Here is a 19,941-nt window from a genome sequence, read left to right as displayed (position 1 = left end):
GCAAAGGATCATTGTCATGACAGTTTCACGAGTTCACATCACGCCGCACATGCACTGGGATCGGGAGTGGTACTTCACCACCGAGGAGTCCCGCATTCTGCTGGTCAACAACATGGCGGAGATCCTGGCGCGTCTTGAGTCCGACCCCGACTACAAGTTCTATGTGCTGGACGGCCAGACCGCGGTGCTGGAGGATTACTTCGCCATCCAGCCCGAGAACAAGGCCCGGGTGAAGGCGCTGGTGGAAGCGGGCAAGCTCATCATCGGCCCCTGGTACACCCAGACCGACACCATGCAGGTGAGCGGCGAGTCCATCCTGCGCAACCTGCTCTACGGGATGCGCGATTGCCTCAGCCTTGGCGAGCCGATGAAGATCGGTTACCTGCCCGACTCGTTCGGCATGTCTTCCCAGTTGCCCCACATCTTCAACGGCTTCGGGATTGACCGGGCCATGTTCTGGCGCGGCTGCTCCGAGCGTCACGGCACCGACAAGACCGAGTTCCTCTGGCAGAGCAACGATGGCAGCGAAGTGACCGCCCAGGTCCTGCCGCTCGGCTACGCCATCGGCAAGTATCTGCCGGAAGATGAAGCGAGCCTTCGCAAGCGGCTCGAATCCTACTTCGAGGTGCTGGAGAAGGCCTCGGTGACCAAGGATATCCTGCTGCCCAACGGCCACGACCAGATGCCGCTGCAACAGAACATCTTCGCCATTATCGACAAGCTGCGGGAAATCTACCCCCAGCGTGAATTCCACATGAGCCGCTTCGAGCAAGTATTCGAGCGCATCGAGGCGTGCCGCGACCAGCTTGCCACCCTCAAGGGGGAGTTCAACGACGGCAAATACATGCGGGTACACCGTACCATCTCCTCCACCCGGATGGACATCAAGTTGGCCCACGCCGCCATCGAGAACAAGATCGTCAACATCCTCGAACCACTGGCGAGCATCGCCTGGGCGCTCGGCTTCGAGTACCACCACGGGCTGCTCGAGAAGATGTGGAAGGAGATCATGAAGAACCACGCCCATGACAGCATCGGCTGCTGCTGCAGCGACAAGGTGCATCAGGAGGTGATGACCCGCTTCATTCTGGCCGACGACATGGCCGAGAACCTGATCCGCTTCTACATGCGCAAAATTGTCGACAACATGCCGGTGGCGCTCTGTGAAGACGGGGTACAGGTGGCCGACAAGCTCTGCCTGTTCAACCTTATGCCCTTCCCCCGTCAGGAGGTGATCAACACCAGCATCCGCATTCGCGCCCAATCCTTTGCTCTGCGCGATGAAGCGGGCCAACCGGTCCCCTACTTCATCCGCGCCAGACGCGAGATTGACCCGGGTCTGGTGGACAGACAGATCGTGCACTACGGCAACTACGAGCCCTTTATGGAGTACGACATCCAGCTCTGCCATCCCCTGCCGGCCATGGGTTACTGCACTCTCCATATCGAGGGTAACCAGCCGGGAGTGGAGCAGCCGGTGACGGCCAGCGGCGAGCTGCTGGAGAACGATTTTTACCGCATCGCCCTCAATGACAACGGCACTTTGCAGATCCTGGATAAACTGCGCGGCACCACCTTTGATCAGGTGCTCACGCTGGAAGAGGGCTCGGATGATGGTGACGAGTATGATTACTCGCCGTCGCGCGAAGAGTGGCTGCGTTACTCCACCGAGTTTGCGGTGACCCGTGAGGTCACCCATCAGGCGTGGCAGAGCATCGCCACTCTCACATTGCGTATGGCCTTGCCTGCCAACCTCGCCGAGCGTGCCAAACGCCAGTGCAGCGGCCACCTCGATGTCACCTGCCGCATCACGTTGGCGCATCAGAGCCCGCGTATCGATATCGAGCTGGAGCTCGACAATCAGGCCGATGATCACAGGGTGCGGGTGCTGATCCCCACCCCCTTCCCAAGCGACACCGTTGTCTCTGACAACCAGTTTGGCTGCATCACCCGCCCTACCCGCGACAGCGCCATGGCGAACTGGGAGGCAGAAGGGTGGAAAGAGGCACCCATTCCGGTCTGGCAGCTGATGAACTTCGTCGCCCTGCAAGATGGCAAGCAGGGGCTGGCGGTGCTGAGCGACGGTCTGCGCGAGTTTGAAGTGATCGGCGAGCAGTGCGACACCCTGGCACTCACCCTGCTGCGCGGGGTCGGCGTACTCGGTAAAGAGGAGCTGCTGCTGCGCCCGGGTCGCCCCTCCGGCATCAAGCTGCCCACCCCTGACTCCCAGGTGCGTGGCAAGCTCAGCAGTCGTTTAAGCCTGCTGGCGTTTGCTGGCGATCACATCAGCGCCAACGTGATGCAGGCGGCGCGCAGCTACCTCACCCCGGTTCACTGCTACAACAAGATCCCGTTCGATGCCATGAAGCTCAACAAGGCGAGCTTCACTACCCCGCTGCACTTCAGTCTGCTCACCATGGCTCCGTCCGGTCCGGTGCTGAGCGCCCTGAAAAAGGCAGAGGATGAAGAGGCGCTGGTGATCCGGGTCTACAACCCGAGCGAGCAGGCGGTACTGGAGGGTGGCAAAGTGAGCTGCGAACACGCCCTGAGCGACTGGCAAGCGGTGCGGATGGACGAACAGCCCCTGCCCCTTGAACTGGCCGCTGGCGAGTTTGGCGAGCTGGCGCCGTGCCACTCCCGCAGCGTGCGCTTTCGGGTGGCTCGCGGCTAACCGCCGGTAACACCCACAGATAGCAACAGGCGGGGAAGAGTCATCCCCGCCTGTTTATCCCTTCAAGCTGGCCTGCCCCGCTTGATAAAGACATAAAAAATCCCCGCCAATTGGCGGGGATTTTTATTGGGTTCTGCTTCATCCCGCGAGCGGGAGAGCGCGCTTAGCTGGCCTTGCGCAGGATCTGCTCAAGGTAGTCGGCGAAGCGGTGGCCGTGATGCTCCAGCAGTTTCGGGAACATGGAGATGGAGGTCATGCCCGGGAAGGTGTTGATTTCATTCAGCAGGATCTCCCCCTCCTCGGTCAGGAAGAAGTCGATGCGCGAGAGATGGGTCAGTTTCAGCTGACGGAACGCCTTGAGGGCATACTCGTGAATAGCTTCAGCCTGCGCCTCAGTCAGCCCCTCGGCACGCAGTGCCGTCTCGGTATGGCTGGCACTGCTGTACTTCTCTTCATAGGTGTAGAACTTGTCCTGCGGCACGCAGATCTCGCCCGGATAGGTGGCCACCAGCTCGTCACCATACTGGTAAACCGCCACTTCCAGCTCGCGCGGCTTGACCGCCTTCTCAATCAGTACCTGTTCGGAGTAACCGAAGGCATCGGCAATGCCTTTTACCAGATCCGCTTCGTTGCTGGCGGAGTAGCAGCCAACGGAAGAACCCTGGGAGGCCGCCTTGATAAAGACCTTTCCCCACTTGGCCAGCGCGGCTTTGGCCTCGGCCAGCGCCGCCTCATTTTGCTCGGTCAGGAACAGGTACGGGGTATTGGGAATGCCGATGGCGGAGAGCCACAGCTTGGTGCTGATCTTGTTGAAGCAGATCTTGCTCGCCTCGGCATCGCAACCGAGATAAGGCAATCCGGCCAGTTCGAGGAAGGATTGCAGATCGCCGGTCTCACCCGGGTAGCCGTGGATGCAGGGCACCACGTAATCCACCGGACGGGCCACGCTGTCAAACGAAAGCAGCTTGTCGAGCCCCAGCTTGCACTCGCGGCCATCGGCACTGAGCCAGCGATCGGCGAACATCTCGACGCGGGTCACTTCGACACCGGGCAGAAGGCCCAGTTGTTGCTCGAGGAAATTGGCGCTGCGCAGAGAAACTTCGTGCTCGGAGCCACCGCCGCCGCACAGCAGCAAGACATGCATGTTCTTCATTAGATGTGATCCCTTGGGAAAAGCGGCCTCGTCATGACCATTTGATAAGCCAACCACCATAAAAACCGGACGAAGCCAGATACGAACATAAGTGCGCGCCAGTGTAGCAAGGGAGATCAACCCTTGTCAGCTGATGGCAGACCCATGACCCCACTTCTTGCAGTGAAAAGTCTCCCCTGTGTCAAAATCGGGACACATTGCCCCTCAGCGCGGGGGATCGACCCTTCCCATGCCGTTGCCATTGACCCGAAACCAGCCGGCAATGCTGTAGCGCTCGCGATTGGCAGGCAGCACCTCGTGGGGAAACTCCTCGGAGAGAAACATGACCAGCCGCCCCCCCTTGGGGCTGACATCCATCAGAAACTGCTCCTTGTCGTCATACATGCGCAGCACTCCACCCGCGTCGGGCAGCCAGTCGTTGTTTAGGTAAAACACGGTGGTAAGACGGCGGTTGGAGCGACCGGCAAAGGCATCCCGATGGGTGGCGTAAAAATCACCGCTGCGATAGCGGGCGAAGTGGGCCTCGTAGTCGAACAATCCCAGCATCAGCATCCGGTTGGCGGCAAGACGCAGGGACTCCATCCGGGCGAGGTAGTCGGCCACCGGCGCACCGAGGGAGGGCTCCAGCCAGTGGATCTGGTCACGGCGAATATCGGGATTGCCCTGGTGCAGGGCGTCACGGCCGATCCCGGCCGGTTGCCATTCGCCTGGCAAACAGGCTTTGAGGGCATCCACCTCGGCGGCGGTCAAAAAATCATCCACTATCACCCATCCCCGGGTGTAAATGGCATCCATGGCAGCTTGATAGTCCAAGATTGGCTCACAATGAGTGGAAAGAGGGCGCTTTGTAGCGACTTACCGGCAAAGTCACAAACCGGTTTGCTTCTCTTGAGAAGTCCCACCATCAATACGCGAGTTGCTGCCCGCCTCCCCGCTTTTTATCGCCAGTTGTGATCCCGCGCTGCCAAGGAGCGTATTGGCTGTCGAAACTGTGATGGCCCTTGCAATCGGTACGAAGAGGCGCCGCGGCCTCCTTGCGGTACCAAGAGCCAGCCGATACCGTATCCGCATCGCCATGTTGCTGTTCATCCGGCGCTTGTCTCTGTCACCGACCGAACTACTCACGGCACAACCCGCACATCACCCACGAAAGGATCTTCTCATGCCTCTGCCCGATCTCACTTTGCAACGACTGGATGGTACCCCCTACCCGCTGACTCAACTGGCGGGCAAGGTGGTGCTGGTGGTCAATGTGGCCAGTCGCTGCGGCTTTACTCCCCAATATGAAGGACTGGAAACGCTCTATCGGGAGCTCGGCCCCAAGGGGCTGGTGATTTTGGGCTTCCCCTGCAACCAGTTTGGCAATCAGGAGCCGGGGGATGCGGACGAGATCGCCCGCTTCTGCTCCCTCGACTATCCGGTCACCTTCCCCATCATGGCCAAGTGCGATGTCAACGGTGAGCATGCCCACCCCTTCTACCAGTGGCTCAAGCAACAGAAACCGGGATTTCTTAGGCTGGAAAACGTCAAATGGAACTTCACCAAGTTCCTGATCGACCGTGATGGCAATGTGGTAGAGCGTTTCGCCCCCCAGGCCAAACCGGAGAGTCTGGCCGAGCAGATCCGCGAGATGCTCTGATGCTCCCGCATCGTTTTACGCCGCTGCGTTGAACGATTGTGTGACGGCCGGTGCGACAGCTACTGCGCATCGGCCGCTCTTTTGCTATATTACGGCCCCGTTATCATTTCCATATCGTGGCTGGCCCCAATACGCTGGCTGCCCGTTGAGCCAAAGGCTCATCTCAGGAGTTTCTCTCGAACATGTCATTCAACGAACTGGGTCTGTCTCCGCATATTCTGCGGGCCGTCAAGGAGCTGGGTTACGAACAGCCAACCCCTATCCAGCAGCAAGCGATTCCGGCCATTCTGGCCGGTCAGGATGTGCTCGGCGGCGCTCAGACAGGCACAGGCAAAACGGCCGGTTTCACCCTGCCGATGTTGCAGCGTCTGCTGGCCAACCACGGTCGTGGCCGTCGTCAGGTACGCGCACTGGTACTGACCCCGACCCGCGAACTGGCGGCACAGGTGGGCGAGAGCATCATCAAGTATGCCCACCACCTGCCGTTCAAGACTCTGATCGCCTATGGCGGTGTCAGCATCAAGCCCAATCTGGACGCCATCAAGCTGGGGGTGGACATTCTGGTCGCCACCCCGGGCCGTCTGCTGGATCTGCTGACCCAGGGCGCCCTGACCCTGAGCCAGCTGGAAGTGCTGGTGCTGGATGAAGCGGATCGCATGCTCGACATGGGCTTTATCGTCGACATTCGCCGCATCATGAAGGCGCTGCCTGCAGAGCGGCAAACCCTGCTCTTCTCTGCCACCTTCTCAAACGACATCAAGGCGCTGGCGGATGACCTGCTGAACGACCCCACCCTGATCGAGGTGGACCCCAGCAATACTGCCGCCGAGCAGGTGACCCAGCGCATCATTCAGGTAGATCGGGAACGCCGCCGCGAGCTGCTCTCCCACATGATTGGCCGTGGCAACTGGCAACGGGTGCTGGTGTTTGTTCGCACCAAGCAGATCGCCGACCGCCTCGCCCAGCAGATGCAAAAAGATGGTCTCAATACCCTGGCGATCCACGGTGACAAGAGCCAGGGTGCCCGCAACCGGGCGCTGGCCGATTTTCGCAGTGGCGAGGTGCGGGTGCTGGTAGCGACCGATATCGCCGCCCGCGGTCTGGACATCGATCAACTGCCCCATGTGATCAACTTTGAACTGCCCCAGATGGCGGAAGATTACATCCACCGTATCGGCCGTACCGGCCGCGCCGGTCGTGGCGGCGAGGCCATCTCGCTGGTCAGCCAGGACGAGCTGGGTCAGCTCAAGGCGATCGAAGCCCTGATCGGCCAATCCCTGTCCGTGGAGATCCTGGAAGGGTATGAGCCAAGCGGCAAGCCGAGTCGCCAGACTCTGCCGGGCAGCAAGCCGGTGCAGAACCCGCCTCGGGCTCGCGGTCATGCCAACGCCAAGAGCAGCAATGCCAAAGGCAAGCCAGTCGCGGGCAAGGGCAAAGCCAAGGGTGACGCCAGCAAAAATCCCGCCCAGTCTCCTCAAAACAAGTCCCGCAAGCGGGAAGTGGTGGGCGAGGATATCGGCTTTGCGCCGATGCGCCGTCTGCCCAAAGCAATGCGCGACAGCTATCAGGAGAGCAGCGACGAGTAAGCTCGCGCGACGCTAACTGCCAAGCCAAAAGAGGGAGCCTGCAAGGCTCCCTCTTTCGTTATGGATCGCTCGGAGCCATGCAAATGCTCCGCTCGGGCTCAAACCAGCGAATGGCGTACCGCGGCAGTACCATGGCTGGGCGGCGCTGAACCATCGAGCGGATTGAGCTGCAAGAACTCGAACAAGCCAGCCTGCATATTGACGTTCCAGAAGCGTCCGGCGAGGGTGAGTTGCAACCGTGCGTTCTCGATCTCGGCCAGCCCGTGCTGCTGCCAGGCGGCAAAAAGCGGCATCAGATGGGTCAGCAAAGGCGTTGGCAGACGATCCAGCGCCAGCACGCCACTGTCGAGAGCGCCACGCAGCAGACCGTCCATCCTTGCATTGGGATTGCGTCCCATCACCATCCCGGGCGCCCGCTTGCCACTGGCCAGCGCATCGTGCCAGGGGGCCAGATCCCGCCCATACATCAAGCCGTGGCCAAGAATGTTGCCCCCTGCCCCGGCGCCAAAGGGGAGGATCTCGGCACCGCGCTTGGCCATCTGGTTATAACGACTCTGCTCGGCCGGGCTGCGCCGCCAGTGGCTGCAAGAGAGACGCTCCCAGCCGTGAGCTTCCAGTTGCTCCCCGCCATAGGCATACATGGCCGCCCGCTGCTGGCCATCGGCGAGCCAATCCAGGGTGCCCTTCTCCTGCGCCCGCTCCAGATTGGTGCCCTGCATGGCGATGAGCTGGTAGAGATCGACCCCGTGTACACCGCTCACCATCACATCGCGGATATCCTGCTGCCATACGACATCATCCTGACCGGGCAGACCAAAGATGAGATCCGCCACGATCACAGCCGCATCATCCCGGGTCAGCTCACCCAGACGGGTCAGCAAAGTCTCCCTGTCATCGAAACGGGCCGCCTGCTGACGCACCCGGGTATCAAAGCTCTGCACCCCAAACGAGAAGCGGTTAAAGCCCCCCGCCAGCGCCACCTGCCATTTCTCATCATCAAAGCCGTTGAGGCGTCCCTCCAGCGTCACCTCGGCATCCGCCGCCAGCGGAAAACGGCGGATCACGGCGGCCAGCATGGCCAGCTCGTCGGCGCTCATGTCGGTCGGCGTACCGCCCCCCACATAGACGGCTGAAAATGGCATGCTCTGCGCCAGCGGGGTGTCAGCCGCCTGCGCAAGGGAGGCGCACAAGGCGTTGACATAGCGGTTGATCCGCGCCGGATTGGCGCCATTTTCAAAGAAATTGCAGAAGCTGCAGCGCTTTCGGCAAAACGGAATGTGGATGTAGAGGGCGCGCTCCTCAGCTTCACTCTCTCGCTGCCACCAACTCTGCCAGCCAGCCTCATCCAGCGGGAAGGGGCGCATCCCTCCCCGACTGGCGTGAGCCGAGGTCTTGGCGCTAAAAGCAAACTTGAGGGGATCCGGCGTGGCAATACCGGTCATGGAAGGGGTCAGATTCATGATGGTCACTATTATCAGCAAATAATGACAATGATAACGATTATCGTTACTAGCAATTTGTTCTGGATCAACCCGAGGAGCAGCGCCCCTCCCGAAAGGCATTTTGGCAACCTGCATTACCGATCTGCTTAACAGATTATTTACTCAAGAGTGGTTATCGTGTGCCGATAGAGAACCATCTCCCGCCGTTTCTTCGTCTACGATCAAGATGATACGGGATCACATAACAACACCAAGCGCATGGAACTTGCCCAAAATGCATAACCTCTCCTTGAACTGGAAAATATTCCTCCCTCTTGCGCTGGTCATCAGCACCACCTTTGGCCTCTGCTTCGAACTCTCCGCCTGGCTGCAACGGGATCTCGCCATCCGGCTGGCAGAGGAGAAAGTTGAGAGCATGGCCAACACCTATATGGATCAGGTGAACGTGCTGATGATGACAGGTGGCATGGCCAACCGGCAGATAGTGCAGACCAAACTCAAGAGTGAAGCGGGCATCGTTGAGGCCCGCCTGGTGCGCGCGCCAGCCGTCAGCAACCTGTTTGGCCCGGGCCACCCGGATCAGAAAGCCCAGGATCCCCTCGATGAGCGTGCCATCAATCAGGGCGAAGCCATCCTGGAGCAGCAGGGCAACCGGCTCACCCTGATCAAACCGTTCAAAGCCTACAAGGAGTATCGCGGCACCCAGTGCCTCACCTGTCACCAGGTCAATGAAGGAACCGTGATGGGGGCAGTGCGGATCAGTTATGACCTCAGCCACACCTTCGGCGAGATCCGCCACAACAACCTGATCCTGAGCGGCAGCCTGGCCGCCGTCTTCAGCCTCGGCTTCGGCTTGCTCTGGTGGGTATTGCAACGCTACGTGAAACACCCCCTGCGCCAACTGCAGCTCACCATGATCCGGATGGCCAAAGAGCGCGACCTCGCCCTCCCCCTGGTCAATCACAGCCGGGATGAACTGGGCCAGATGACCCGCGCCGTCAATGACATGGTGCAGGGATTCCGCCACAGCCTGCAGGAGGTGGAAGGGGCGACCCACCAGCTCTATCAGGAATCAAACCAGATCCGTCAGGTGGCGACCCAGACCGAAAACTCGGCCCGCCAGCAAGAGGGGATGACCACCCTGGTCGCCGCTGCCGTGAGCGAACTGGCCGCCAGCTCTCATGAAGTGCGCGAACATGCCCGCCACAGCGCCGAGCTCTCCGCCCTCACCAATCAGGATGCCGCTGACACCAGCCGTCTCGCCCAGCACTCCATCACCGACATGGGCGAGATGTCGGCAGAGATCGATCGGGTGGATCAGGTGATCCAGCAACTCGACAGCCGCTGTCTTGCGGTTGACGGCGTACTCGAGGTGATCAAGGGGATTGCCGATCAGACCAACCTGCTGGCCCTCAACGCTGCGATTGAAGCGGCCCGGGCAGGCGAACAAGGCCGTGGCTTTGCGGTGGTGGCCGATGAAGTCCGGGCCCTCTCCAACCGCAGCCGCGCCGCCAGCGAAGAGATCTCACAGATGATCGCCGCCCTGCAAAATGAGGCCCAGAGCGCAGTTACGGTGATCGGGGATGCAAAAAGCAAAGCCGATGAGAGTATCAGCAAGACCGAAGCGACCCTGGCAGCCATGCAGAACATCATCGAGCGCATCGCCCGCATCAACGACCTCAACGCCCAGATGGCCCAGTCGGCCGAAGAGCAGGACAGGGTCTGCCATGAGGTAGACAGCTCGGTGAGCGATATTCGCAACACCTCCAACGACACCCTGGGTCAGGCGCACGCCGCCAACCTCGCCAGCATCCAGTTGGTGGAGCAGTGCCAGAAACTGGAGGCACTGCTGAAAACCTACCGTTGGTAATCCACTTCACCAACGCAAAAGCGCGACCCAAGGGTCGCGCTTTTGCTTTATGGATTCGATTTGGCCGAATGGCATCGTTGCTGTTCCAGCGGCGCGCTGACTATTAACAACGCCGCCGGGATGGCTTTAGCGGGCGTTGCGGGTTGCGACGGCATCAGCCAGGTTGCGCAGCAACACTTCGGTATCAGCCCAACCGATGCAGGCATCTGTGATGCTCTGGCCGACGGTGAGTTCACACCCTTCCACCAGATCCTGACGACCTTCCACCAGATGGCTCTCCACCATCACACCAAACACCGCCTTACTGCCGGCACGCAGTTGGCCGGCCACATCCTCGGCCACCACCATCTGGTTCTTGAACTGCTTGCTGCTGTTGGCGTGACTAAAGTCGATCATCACCTTCTGTGGCAGACCGGCCTTCTCCAGCCCCTTCACAACTTCGCTGACATGGGCGGCACTGTAGTTCGGCTCACGACCACCACGCAGAATGATGTGACAATCCGGGTTGCCGCGGGTCGCCACGATGGCGGAGTGACCGTATTTGGTGACCGACAGGAAGTGGTGCGGCGCACTGGCAGCGCCAATGGCATCGATGGCAACCTTGATGGTGCCGTCAGTGCCGTTCTTGAAGCCCACCGGACAGGAGAGACCGGAGGCCAGCTCGCGGTGTACCTGGGATTCTGTGGTACGGGCACCGATAGCGCCCCAGCTCATCAGGTCCGCTACATATTGCGGGGTGATCATGTCGAGGAACTCGGAGGCAGTCGGCAGCCCCATGTCGTTGAGATCCAGCAACAGCTTGCGACCAATGCGCAGACCGTCGTTGATCTTGCAGCTATTGTCGAGGTACGGATCGTTGATCAGCCCCTTCCAGCCCACTGTGGTGCGCGGTTTTTCGAAGTAGACCCGCATCACGATCTCCAGCTGATCTTTCAGCTCGTCGCGCAACGCCTTGAGGCGCTTGCCGTACTCCAGCGCGGCAACCGGATCATGGATGGAGCAAGGACCAATCACCACCAGCAGACGATCATCTTCGCCGGCCAGGATATTGTGAATGGCCTGACGGGATTCAAAAACGGTGGACGAGGCTACCTCGGTAGCCGGAAACTTCTCAAGCACCGCAACCGGGGGTAATAACTCTTTGATTTCACTGATACGAACGTCGTCGGTTTGATGCTGCATGACAAGGCTTCCTGCTAGATGACTGCGATTAGGAAATCTCAACATAGCCCGCGACAGGGCATGTGTAAATAGGAAATTACAGCAATCACAAAACTATTTTATATATCAATCTTGCAAGTTATTGAAATAATGCTAGGCGAAATGAAAGTGCGGATGAGGAAGGCAAAAAGGCCCGCTCAGCGCGGGCCCGAAGCGTCGGTGATGACGGGTTTGTCAGTGATCAGCCACGCTGGCTGATACTGGCCAGCTTGTCGAAGTAATCCGGGAAGGTCTTCGAGGTGCACTTGGGATCATTGATGGTGACCAGTGTATCCGACAGCGCCACCAGCGAGAAGCACATGGCGATACGGTGATCGTTGTAGGTATCGATCTCGGCATGCTTGAGCTGGGTCGGCGGGGTCACGGTGATGAAGTCATGCCCCTCCTCCACTTCAACACCCAGCTTGCGCAGCTCGGTCGCCATGGCGTGCAGACGATCGGTCTCTTTCACCCGCCAGTTGTAGATATTGCGAATGGAGGTCGGCCCCTCGGCAAACAGCGCGGCAACCGCGATGGTCATGGCCGCATCGGGAATATGGTTCATGTCCATATCCACTCCGTGCAGCGGCGCCTGCTCCGCCTCGATAAAATCATCACCCCAGGTGATGCGCGCGCCCATCTTCTCCAGCACGTCGGCGAAGTGGATATCACCCTGAATGCTGTGCTTGCCGATACCGGTGACCCGCACCTTGCCCTTGATGGCGCCCGCCGCGAGGAAGTAGGAGGCGCTGGAGGCATCCCCTTCCACCAGAAAGTCACCCGGACTGATATAGGTCTGGTTGCCCTTGATGTAGAACAGCTTGTAGTTGTCGTGCTCGATGACCACCCCGAACTGCTTCATGATGTGCAGGGTGATGTCGATGTAGGGCTTGGAGACCAGCTCCCCCTTGATGTGGATCCGGGTGTCACCGGCCGCCATCGGCGCCGCCATCAAAAACGCGGTCAGGAACTGGCTGGAGACGGAGCCATCGACGTGCACGTCACCGCCCCACAGCCCCTTGGCATCCACCACCAGCGGCGGATAACCATCGTGTTTCAGGTACTGGATATGGGCACCCGCCTCACGTAGAGCATCCACCAGATGGGCGATGGGACGCTCTTCCATGCGCGGCTCGCCGCCCAGGGTATATTCACCGGAACCGAGGCACAGGGCGGCGCAGAGCGGGCGCATGGCGGTACCGGCGTTGCCGAGGAACAGATTGACCGGCTCTTTCACCGCAAAGCTGCGGCCCAGCCCCTGCACGGTGCACTCGGTCTTGTCGGCGGAGAGCTTGTACTTGACCCCGAGCTGGGTCAGCGCAGCCAGCATATGACGAATGTCATCGCTGTCGAGCAGGTTGGTCAGACGGGTGGTGCCACGAGCCAGCGCCGCCAGCAGCAGCGCACGGTTAGAGACACTCTTGGAGCCGGGCAGATTGACCTCACCGGCCACACGAGAAATGGGTTCCAAACGCAACGAATTCATAGACTTCCTGTGCTATCTCAAAAATAAACGCCTGTCCGGACGTTAACAGCCTGCGTCCCGCTCGGCAAGGGCACTTTCAGGGGAAATCGCACGGTAAACGCCAGCGCGCTGGTTCTGTTGAAAAAAAGACGCCGGGGTATCCCCGGCGTCTTGAATTCACTGCAATAGCTGGAAGCGGCTCAAGGGTTGTCACGAGAGGCCACCAGCAAACACATAGGGGCTCTGTTCTCAGCCGTTGCGCTTGGCAAAGCCATCCATAAAGCTCACCAGGGCCTTTACCCCCTCCAGCGGCATGGCGTTGTAGATGCTGGCGCGCATGCCACCGACAATGCGGTGCCCTTTGAGGGCCAGCAGGCCGGCCGCTTCCGACTCGGCCAGGAACTGCTTGTCCAGCTCGGCATTTTTCAGCTGGAACGGGATGTTCATCCGCGAACGGCAGCTGACATCCACCTGATTGCCGTAGAAGCTCGACTGATCGAGATAGTCATAGAGGAAGTCGGCCTTCTCCTTGTTGCGCGCCTCCATCGCCTCGAGGCCACCCTGTTCTTTCAGCCACTCGAACACCAGACCGGCCAGATACCAGGCGTAGGTGGGCGGAGTGTTGAACATGGAGTCGTTCTTGGCAGTGAGCTTGTAGTCAAAAATCGAGGGGACATCGGCTCTGGCCTGATCCAGCAGGTCATCGCGCACGATGGCGATGGCAAGCCCGGACGGCCCGATATTTTTCTGGGCACCGGCATAGATGATGCCAAAGCGGCTCACATCGAGAGGACGGGAGAGAATGGTGGAGGAGAGATCCGCCACCAGCGGCACCTCGCCAGCGGCCGGGATGTCGAACATCTCGATGCCGTCAATGGTTTCGTTCGGGCAGTAGTGAACATAGGCCGCATCGGCGCGAAACGCCGGCGTCGGCAACAGGTGGGAGATCCCCTGCTCGTTCTTGGCAACCCCCAGGAAGGTCTGGATATCGCCATACTTTTTGGCTTCATCCACCGCGCTCTGGGACCAGACGCCGGTCAGCAGGAAGTCCGCCTTCTTGTTGGCCCCGCCCAGCAGGTTCATGGGCACGGCGGAGAACTGACCGCGGCCGCCGCCGTGCATGAAGAGCACCTTGTAGTTGTCCGGCACTGCCAGCAGCTCGCGCAGATCCGCTTCAGCCTTCTCGGCAACCGCCATGTAGGGCTTGCCGCGATGGGAAAGCTCCATGACCGAGGCTCCCAGCCCCTGAAAATTACAAAATTCGCGCTGGGCGCGCTCCATGACTTCAACCGGCAGCATGGCGGGGCCGGCGCAGAAGTTGTAAATCTGTTTGCTCATGACGCTTTCCGTGAGTGGATGAGAGTAATCGATGACTTGTCAGGTTTTACACAAGAGCAGCCAGCGGATCAAAGGCTTTTTGGGAGCTGGCTCAACCTTTTACCGTCACTCTGCGTCCCCCTTGCAGTAGAAAAAGCCCTGAACGGGTCAGGGCTTGCAGGGAACATGCACAGAAATGGCGGGCAGAGCGCATAAACGACCACAGCCCAGCCATTTCTGACAAATTTACAGTTTGGCGGTGAGCTCCGGCAGCAGAGTGAAGAGATCCCCCACCAGCCCGTAGTCCGCCACCTGAAAGATGGGGGCATCGCTGTCCTTGTTGATGGCCACGATCACCTTCGACTCCTTCATCCCCGCCAGATGCTGGATGGCGCCCGAAATACCGACCGCGATATAGAGCTCGGGTGCCACCACCTTGCCGGTCTGCCCCACCTGCAGATCGTTGGCGACATATCCTGCATCAACAGCGGCCCGCGATGCCCCCACGGCACCGCCCAGCTTGTCGGCCAGCGCTTCTATCAAAGCAAACTGCGTCTTGGAGCCCAGTGCCCGGCCACCGGAGACCACCACCCGGGCGGCGGTCAGTTCGGGCCTGCTGGAGCGCACCGCGCGGCGCTCGACCAGCCGGGTACGACCAGCGAATTCGGGCACGGCCAAGCGTTCGATGGGAGACTGCCCGCCCGTCGCCGCCTTGGCAAAGGCTGTGGCCCGCACCGTCATCACTTTGACGGGCGCCGAGCTTGCCACTCTGGCAATGGCATTGCCCGCATAGATGGGGCGCAGGAAGGTGTCGCTACTCTCGATAGCCGTCACCTCGGAGAGCATCTCCACCCCAAGCCGGGCCGCCACCTGTGGCAGCAGCGCCTTGCCCATGGCACTCGCCGCCATCAGGCAGTGGCTGTAACCTTCGCACCAGCAGGCCAGCAGCTTGTCGACTCCATCCAGCAGCCCGTCGGCCAGCAGGGGATGTTCGGCAAGCAACACCTTGTCGACGCCGCCAATGGCAGCCGCCTGTTCACCCGCCTCGGTCAGCCCCTGCCCGAGCAACAGCAGGTCAACCTGACCGCCGATTGAGCTGGCTGCGGTCACCAGTTGTGCCACGTTGTCGGCCAGATGGCCCTGATGATGTTCGGCAATGATCAGCACGCTCATGGCAGCACCTTCGCTTCGTGTTTGAGTTTGTCCACCAGCTCGTCCACCGAGCCCACCTTGATCCCTGCGCTGCGGGCTGGCGGCGCCATCACCCCGAGCAAACGGGTCTGATTGGCCACCTCAACGGCGAGTGTCGAGAACGGAGCGCTATCAAGCGGCTTGCGCTTGGCCTTCATGATGTTGGGTAGCGAGGCAAAACGCGGTTCATTCAAACGCAGATCGGCGCTCACCACCGCAGGCAACGGCATGCCCAGGGTCTCGAGGCCACCGTCGATTTCGCGGGTCACCAGCAGTTCCCCAGCTTCCACCTTGAGGGCTGACGCGCAGGTCGCCAGCGGCCAATCATTGAGGGCAGCCAGCATCTGGGCCACCTGATTGTTGTCTGAATCGATGGACTGCTTGCCGAGCAGCACCAGATCCGGCTGCTCCTGCTCGCACACCTTGTGCAAGGCGCGGGCGACAGTCAGCGGGGCGAGCGTCTGATCGGTGACATAATGCAGCGCCCGATCCGCCCCCAGCGCCAGCCCATGGCGCAGTTGCTCGGCGGCAGCGTCAGGGCCAAAGGTCACCACCACCAGCTCGCTGGCGATACCCGCTTCCCGCAGCCTGACCCCCTCCTCCACCGCAATTTCACAAAAGGGGTTGATCCCCATCTTCACATTGGCCAGCTCCACGTCGGAGCCGTCTCCCTTCACCCGGATCTTGACGTTGTAGTCGACTACCCGTTTGATCGCGACCAGCAGCTTCATGGGGTCATGCCTCGTCTCTTTGGATTGAATTCATTAGTGTGCCTCTGCGTTTGTTGCAATACGCTCTTCCCTGATTTTTTGCTTTTTCTTGCTCAGTTTTGCTTACAACCACTTTACGTTTACGTAAACTACCAGCATTACCCTAGGCCAACCAGAGCGCAGAGGCAAGATGGAACGGGAAGCAATGGAATTTGATGTCGTCATCGTCGGCGGCGGTCCGGCGGGGCTCAGTGCAGCCATCGCCCTGAAACAGCAGGATGCCACTCTCTCTGTCTGTCTGCTGGAGAAGGGAGCGGAAATTGGCGCCCATCTGCTCTCCGGCGCCCTGTTTGATCCCGTCGCCTTGCAAGAGCTGCTGCCGGATTGCTGGCAGCAAGCGCCGCTCGGCGTGCCGGTCAGCGACGATCAGGTTCATCTGCTGCAAAGCGAGCAACGCTCCCTGCAACTCCCCGCTTGGGCGGTGCCGCCCCGGATGCACAATGAGGGTTGCCACATCATCAGCCTCGGCAATCTCTGCCGCTGGCTTGGCCAACAGGCGGAAAAACTGGGAGTCGAAATTTACCCAGGGTTTACCGCCAGCGAACTTATCATGGACGCGGGCCGGGTCAAGGGGGTCATCACCGGCGATCTGGGGCTGGATCGGGCGGGCAATCCGAAAGCAGATCATGTGCCCGGCATGGCGCTGCTCGGCCGCTACACCCTCTTTGCCGAGGGGGCCCGCGGCCATCTCGGCAAGCAGCTGATCGCCGACTTCAACCTGGCAAGCCCTGCCCAGCCCCAGCACTATGCCATCGGCTTCAAGGAGCTGTGGCAACTGCCTGCTGGCCAAGGCAAAGCGGGACAGGTGCTGCACGGCAGTGGCTGGCCCCTTGGCAAGCAGGGGGGCGGCAATAGCCACGGCGGTTTCTATCTCTATCACATGGAGGGGGATCAGGTGGCAGTCGGGCTGATTGTCGATCTCAACTACCAGAATCCCTGGCTCAGCCCGTTCGACGAATTCCAGCGCCTCAAGCATCACCCACTTATCGCTGGCGTGTTGCAAGATGGGGAGCGCATCAGCTATGGCGCCCGCGCCATCACCAAGGGGGGCTGGCACGCCCTGCCCCGCATGCACTTCCCGGGCGGCCTGCTGATCGGTTGTGATGCGGGCACCCTCGACTTTTCCCGCATCAAGGGGATCCACACCGCCATGAAGTCCGGCATGCTGGCGGCAAAAACCGTCGCGATGGCCCTGCGGGGGGGCGATGAGGGTGGACGGGATCTGGCCCAGTATGGTGACGAGCTGCACCAGAGCTGGCTGGCCCGCGAACTCAAGGCGGCGCGCAACTTCGGCGCGGCTCTTCATCGCTATGGTCCCTGGTTGGGCGGTGCCTTCAACTGGCTGGAGCAACGGCTGTTTGGCGCAAACTCGCCCTTCAAACTGCTCGATAAGGCTCACGATTATCGTCAGCTGCGCGTGGCCAGCCGCTGCGAGCCCATCCATTACCCCAAACCCGATGGCAGACTGAGCTTTGACAAGCTCTCGTCTGTGTATCTGGCCAACACCAGTCACGACGAGGATCAGCCTTGCCACCTCAAGCTGCAGGACGAGCGCATTCCGGTCGAGGTCAATCTGCCCACCTGGGCCGAACCCGCCCAACGCTACTGCCCGGCAGGGGTGTTTGAAGTGCTTGAAATGGAAGGCGCGGCCAAACTGCAGATCAACGCAGCCAACTGCATCCACTGCAAAACCTGCGATATCAAGGACCCCAGTCAAAACATCGTCTGGACGCCGCCACAGGGGGGCTCCGGGCCTAATTATCCGAATATGTGATGAAGCGGGGCAGCGGCAACAAGCAGCCCCAGCTAGCCCTCCCCCAACCAAAGGCTGGGTTCTACCCCGCATAGCCACTCAGGTGATCCGACCTCGCTGTTTTTTTGAACAAACAAGCTGAATCCCTGATGAATAGCCCCTGACAAGCGCGGCCCGCCCCTGTATAGTTCGCCGCATTCAGGTTTTCCATCGGCCCGATCTGCTTATCCACGGGATCGCCTTCTGCAGCGATCTAAGGCCGCATGACCTGTGCAACCATCCCTGATTACCCATGACTTTTTAAGGGGGGACAGATGATCACCGCCTACATTCTCAACAACAAGGTGCTGGACATAGTCACGCTCGGGCCTGACGACATAGTACCTGACAACACGGTCTGGCTGGATGCCTACAAGCCGGACACGGCAGAGCGAGAATGGTTGACGGGCCTGTTCCTGGAAGAGGTCCCCGACAAGGAAGAGCTCGACGACATCGAAGCATCCGCCCGTTTTTACTGGGATACCGATGGTCTGCACATTCACTCCCTGTTTCCCCAGCGGATCGGTCGTGACACCAAGGGTGTCCACGTCTCCTTTACCCTGCGCAACAACCTGCTGATCAGCATTCGTGAAGATGACATCGGGCTGGTGCGCCTGCTGCGCCATTATATGCGCCAGGATCGGCTGGAGGTGGAGGATGCCCTCGACATCCTGCTGGAAGTGCAAAACCTTAAGGTGGAGTACCTCTCCGACCTTATCGAAGATGGTTACAAGACCTTGGAAAACACCGCCGATCAGATCTTCGAGCCGGATCAGATCAACCCCATGCTCAAGGAGTTGATGGCACAGGAAGAGGCCAACGGCCAGATCCGTCTCTCCCTGCATGATACCCGTCGCGCCTTGCGCTTCCTCAAGCGCAGCCTGCGCCAGCGCATGAGCCTTGAGCAGAACAAGTGGATCGACGAGATGCTGCACGACGTGGAGTCACTGCTGCCCCACACCCAGTTCCTGTTCGACAAGATCAACTTCCAGCTGGAGGCCTCCATGGGGGTGACCAATCTGGAGCAGAACAAGGTGATCAAGATCTTCTCGGTAGCCGCCGTGATCTTCCTGCCGCCGACCCTGATCGCCAGTATCTACGGCATGAACTTCGGCCGCATGCCGGAGCTCGCCTGGGAGTATGGTTATCCCATGTCACTGGTGCTGATGGTGATGTCATCGCTCGGCACCGGCCTCTTCTTCAAGCGCAAAGGCTGGCTGTAACGCCGCCGCCGACGCGCGCTGCGATGTCTGAAGAAACGGATTGGGGGGCATGGCCCCCCGATTAATTTGCGCCACACCCAACGCCTTGCAAAGGACGCTTCGTCGCCCCATATCCCCTTCATCACTCAATTCAAGTGGATAACGGGCAACCATGACCCTCTACCCCGAACACCGATATGACGATCACGGCCAGTTGCGCCCGCCCCTCTGGTTCTGGCCCATCGCCCTGTTGCTGACCCGCTCGGTCTGGCTCTTTCTGATGGCGGGAGTGACCCGCGAGAGCGGCAGCGAGATCCTGACCCTCTTTTATCCGGACAAGATCACCCTCTACATCAGCCTGCTGACCGACGTACCCGCCATGCTGGCGTTGCTCGCCTGCGGGGGCACCTATCAGCAGACCCAAAGCATTCGCGCCAGACTCCGGCGCCACAGCCCGCTGCTGCTGCTCTGCTCTGCCGTCAGCGGTCTGCTGATGCAACTGCACAGCCTCAATCTGCAGAAATGGTTATTCAGCTGGCCCACCGCACTGGTGCTGGTCGCCAGCCTCTGGGCGCTCTGGTACCTGCTGCGCAGTCGCCAGCTACGGGAATATGCCGCAGATCAGCCCCACTGACGGGGCTGA

At 60.2% G+C, this 19,941-nt stretch carries 15 protein-coding genes; 7 read left to right on the top strand and 8 right to left on the bottom strand.

What is annotated here, in order from left to right; genetic code table 11:
- Positions 1–16: 16 nt before the first annotated feature.
- On the top strand, positions 17–2,671 hold the full coding sequence (gene mngB, locus ACB035_RS02870; RefSeq protein WP_371166623.1) for a mannosylglycerate hydrolase: 2,655 nt from the start codon (positions 17–19) through the stop codon (positions 2,669–2,671).
- Between the two features lie 163 nt (positions 2,672–2,834).
- On the opposite strand, the gene ACB035_RS02865 is transcribed toward mngB, so the two are convergent.
- Positions 2,835–3,824 carry a D-alanine--D-alanine ligase gene (locus ACB035_RS02865; protein WP_042055738.1) on the bottom strand — a complete coding sequence of 330 codons (990 nt, stop codon included), beginning with the start codon at positions 3,822–3,824 and terminating at the stop codon, positions 2,835–2,837.
- Positions 3,825–4,028: 204 nt separating this feature from the next.
- Positions 4,029–4,637 carry a 2OG-Fe(II) oxygenase gene (locus tag ACB035_RS02860; RefSeq protein WP_335848752.1) on the bottom strand — a complete coding sequence of 203 codons (609 nt, stop codon included), beginning with the start codon at positions 4,635–4,637 and terminating at the stop codon, positions 4,029–4,031.
- Between the two features lie 349 nt (positions 4,638–4,986).
- Between ACB035_RS02860 and ACB035_RS02855 the strand changes: the two genes are divergently transcribed.
- Both ACB035_RS02855 and ACB035_RS02850 read left to right on the top strand, forming a co-directional pair.
- The gene (locus tag ACB035_RS02855) at positions 4,987–5,463 is read left to right on the top strand and encodes a glutathione peroxidase (RefSeq protein WP_371166622.1); all 477 of its coding nucleotides are present in this window, start codon (positions 4,987–4,989) and stop codon (positions 5,461–5,463) included.
- A 182-nt stretch (positions 5,464–5,645) separates the two neighbouring features.
- Entirely contained in the window at positions 5,646–7,049 is a 1,404-nt protein-coding gene (locus tag ACB035_RS02850; protein WP_371166621.1) for a DEAD/DEAH box helicase, read from the top strand.
- Positions 7,050–7,147: 98 nt separating this feature from the next.
- Here the strand turns inward: ACB035_RS02850 and hutW are convergent, their stop codons facing one another.
- The gene (gene hutW / locus ACB035_RS02845; RefSeq protein ID WP_371166620.1) at positions 7,148–8,509 is read right to left on the bottom strand and encodes a heme anaerobic degradation radical SAM methyltransferase ChuW/HutW; all 1,362 of its coding nucleotides are present in this window, start codon (positions 8,507–8,509) and stop codon (positions 7,148–7,150) included.
- A 256-nt stretch (positions 8,510–8,765) separates the two neighbouring features.
- On the opposite strand from hutW, the gene ACB035_RS02840 reads away from it, so the two are divergent.
- Positions 8,766–10,361 carry a methyl-accepting chemotaxis protein gene (locus tag ACB035_RS02840; protein WP_371166619.1) on the top strand — a complete coding sequence of 532 codons (1,596 nt, stop codon included), beginning with the start codon at positions 8,766–8,768 and terminating at the stop codon, positions 10,359–10,361.
- 126 nt (positions 10,362–10,487) lie between these two features.
- Here ACB035_RS02840 and aroG read toward each other — a convergent pair whose 3' ends face one another.
- The 5 genes from aroG to ACB035_RS02815 all read right to left on the bottom strand — a co-directional run bounded on the left by aroG (position 10,488) and on the right by ACB035_RS02815 (position 16,265).
- On the bottom strand, positions 10,488–11,543 hold the full coding sequence (aroG, locus tag ACB035_RS02835; RefSeq protein WP_042080388.1) for a 3-deoxy-7-phosphoheptulonate synthase AroG: 1,056 nt from the start codon (positions 11,541–11,543) through the stop codon (positions 10,488–10,490).
- 220 nt (positions 11,544–11,763) lie between these two features.
- Positions 11,764–13,047, bottom strand: a complete 1,284-nt coding sequence (gene aroA, locus ACB035_RS02830) for a 3-phosphoshikimate 1-carboxyvinyltransferase (RefSeq protein ID WP_371166618.1) — start codon at positions 13,045–13,047, stop codon at positions 11,764–11,766.
- A 228-nt stretch (positions 13,048–13,275) separates the two neighbouring features.
- Complete coding sequence (gene serC, locus ACB035_RS02825) at positions 13,276–14,364, bottom strand: 3-phosphoserine/phosphohydroxythreonine transaminase (protein ID WP_371166617.1); 1,089 nt, start codon at positions 14,362–14,364, stop codon at positions 13,276–13,278.
- A 225-nt stretch (positions 14,365–14,589) separates the two neighbouring features.
- A complete protein-coding gene (locus ACB035_RS02820; protein WP_335820694.1) occupies positions 14,590–15,516 on the bottom strand; it encodes an FAD-binding protein in 927 nt (308 codons plus the stop codon).
- A complete protein-coding gene (locus tag ACB035_RS02815) occupies positions 15,513–16,265 on the bottom strand; it encodes an electron transfer flavoprotein subunit beta/FixA family protein (RefSeq protein ID WP_371166616.1) in 753 nt (250 codons plus the stop codon). Before ACB035_RS02815 ends, ACB035_RS02820 begins: the two co-directional genes overlap by 4 nt.
- Before the next feature lie 169 nt (positions 16,266–16,434).
- Between ACB035_RS02815 and ACB035_RS02810 the strand changes: the two genes are divergently transcribed.
- The 3 genes from ACB035_RS02810 (at position 16,435) to ACB035_RS02800 (ending at position 19,932) form a co-directional block, all read left to right on the top strand.
- Positions 16,435–18,078 carry an electron transfer flavoprotein-ubiquinone oxidoreductase gene (locus tag ACB035_RS02810; RefSeq protein ID WP_371166615.1) on the top strand — a complete coding sequence of 548 codons (1,644 nt, stop codon included), beginning with the start codon at positions 16,435–16,437 and terminating at the stop codon, positions 18,076–18,078.
- Positions 18,079–18,371: 293 nt separating this feature from the next.
- Positions 18,372–19,319 (top strand): magnesium/cobalt transporter CorA, encoded by a 948-nt coding sequence (gene corA, locus ACB035_RS02805; protein ID WP_005337059.1) that lies wholly within the window; start codon positions 18,372–18,374, stop codon positions 19,317–19,319.
- Between the two features lie 151 nt (positions 19,320–19,470).
- Positions 19,471–19,932 carry a DUF2919 domain-containing protein gene (locus ACB035_RS02800; protein WP_371166614.1) on the top strand — a complete coding sequence of 154 codons (462 nt, stop codon included), beginning with the start codon at positions 19,471–19,473 and terminating at the stop codon, positions 19,930–19,932.
- Positions 19,933–19,941: the final 9 nt, after the last annotated feature.

The sequence above is a fragment of the Aeromonas sp. S12(2024) genome, assembly GCF_041402305.1.
Taxonomy (GTDB): domain Bacteria; phylum Pseudomonadota; class Gammaproteobacteria; order Enterobacterales; family Aeromonadaceae; genus Aeromonas; species Aeromonas veronii.
The sequence above is the reverse complement of the archived record's forward strand: the minus strand, read 5'-3'. Positions and strand labels throughout refer to the sequence as shown.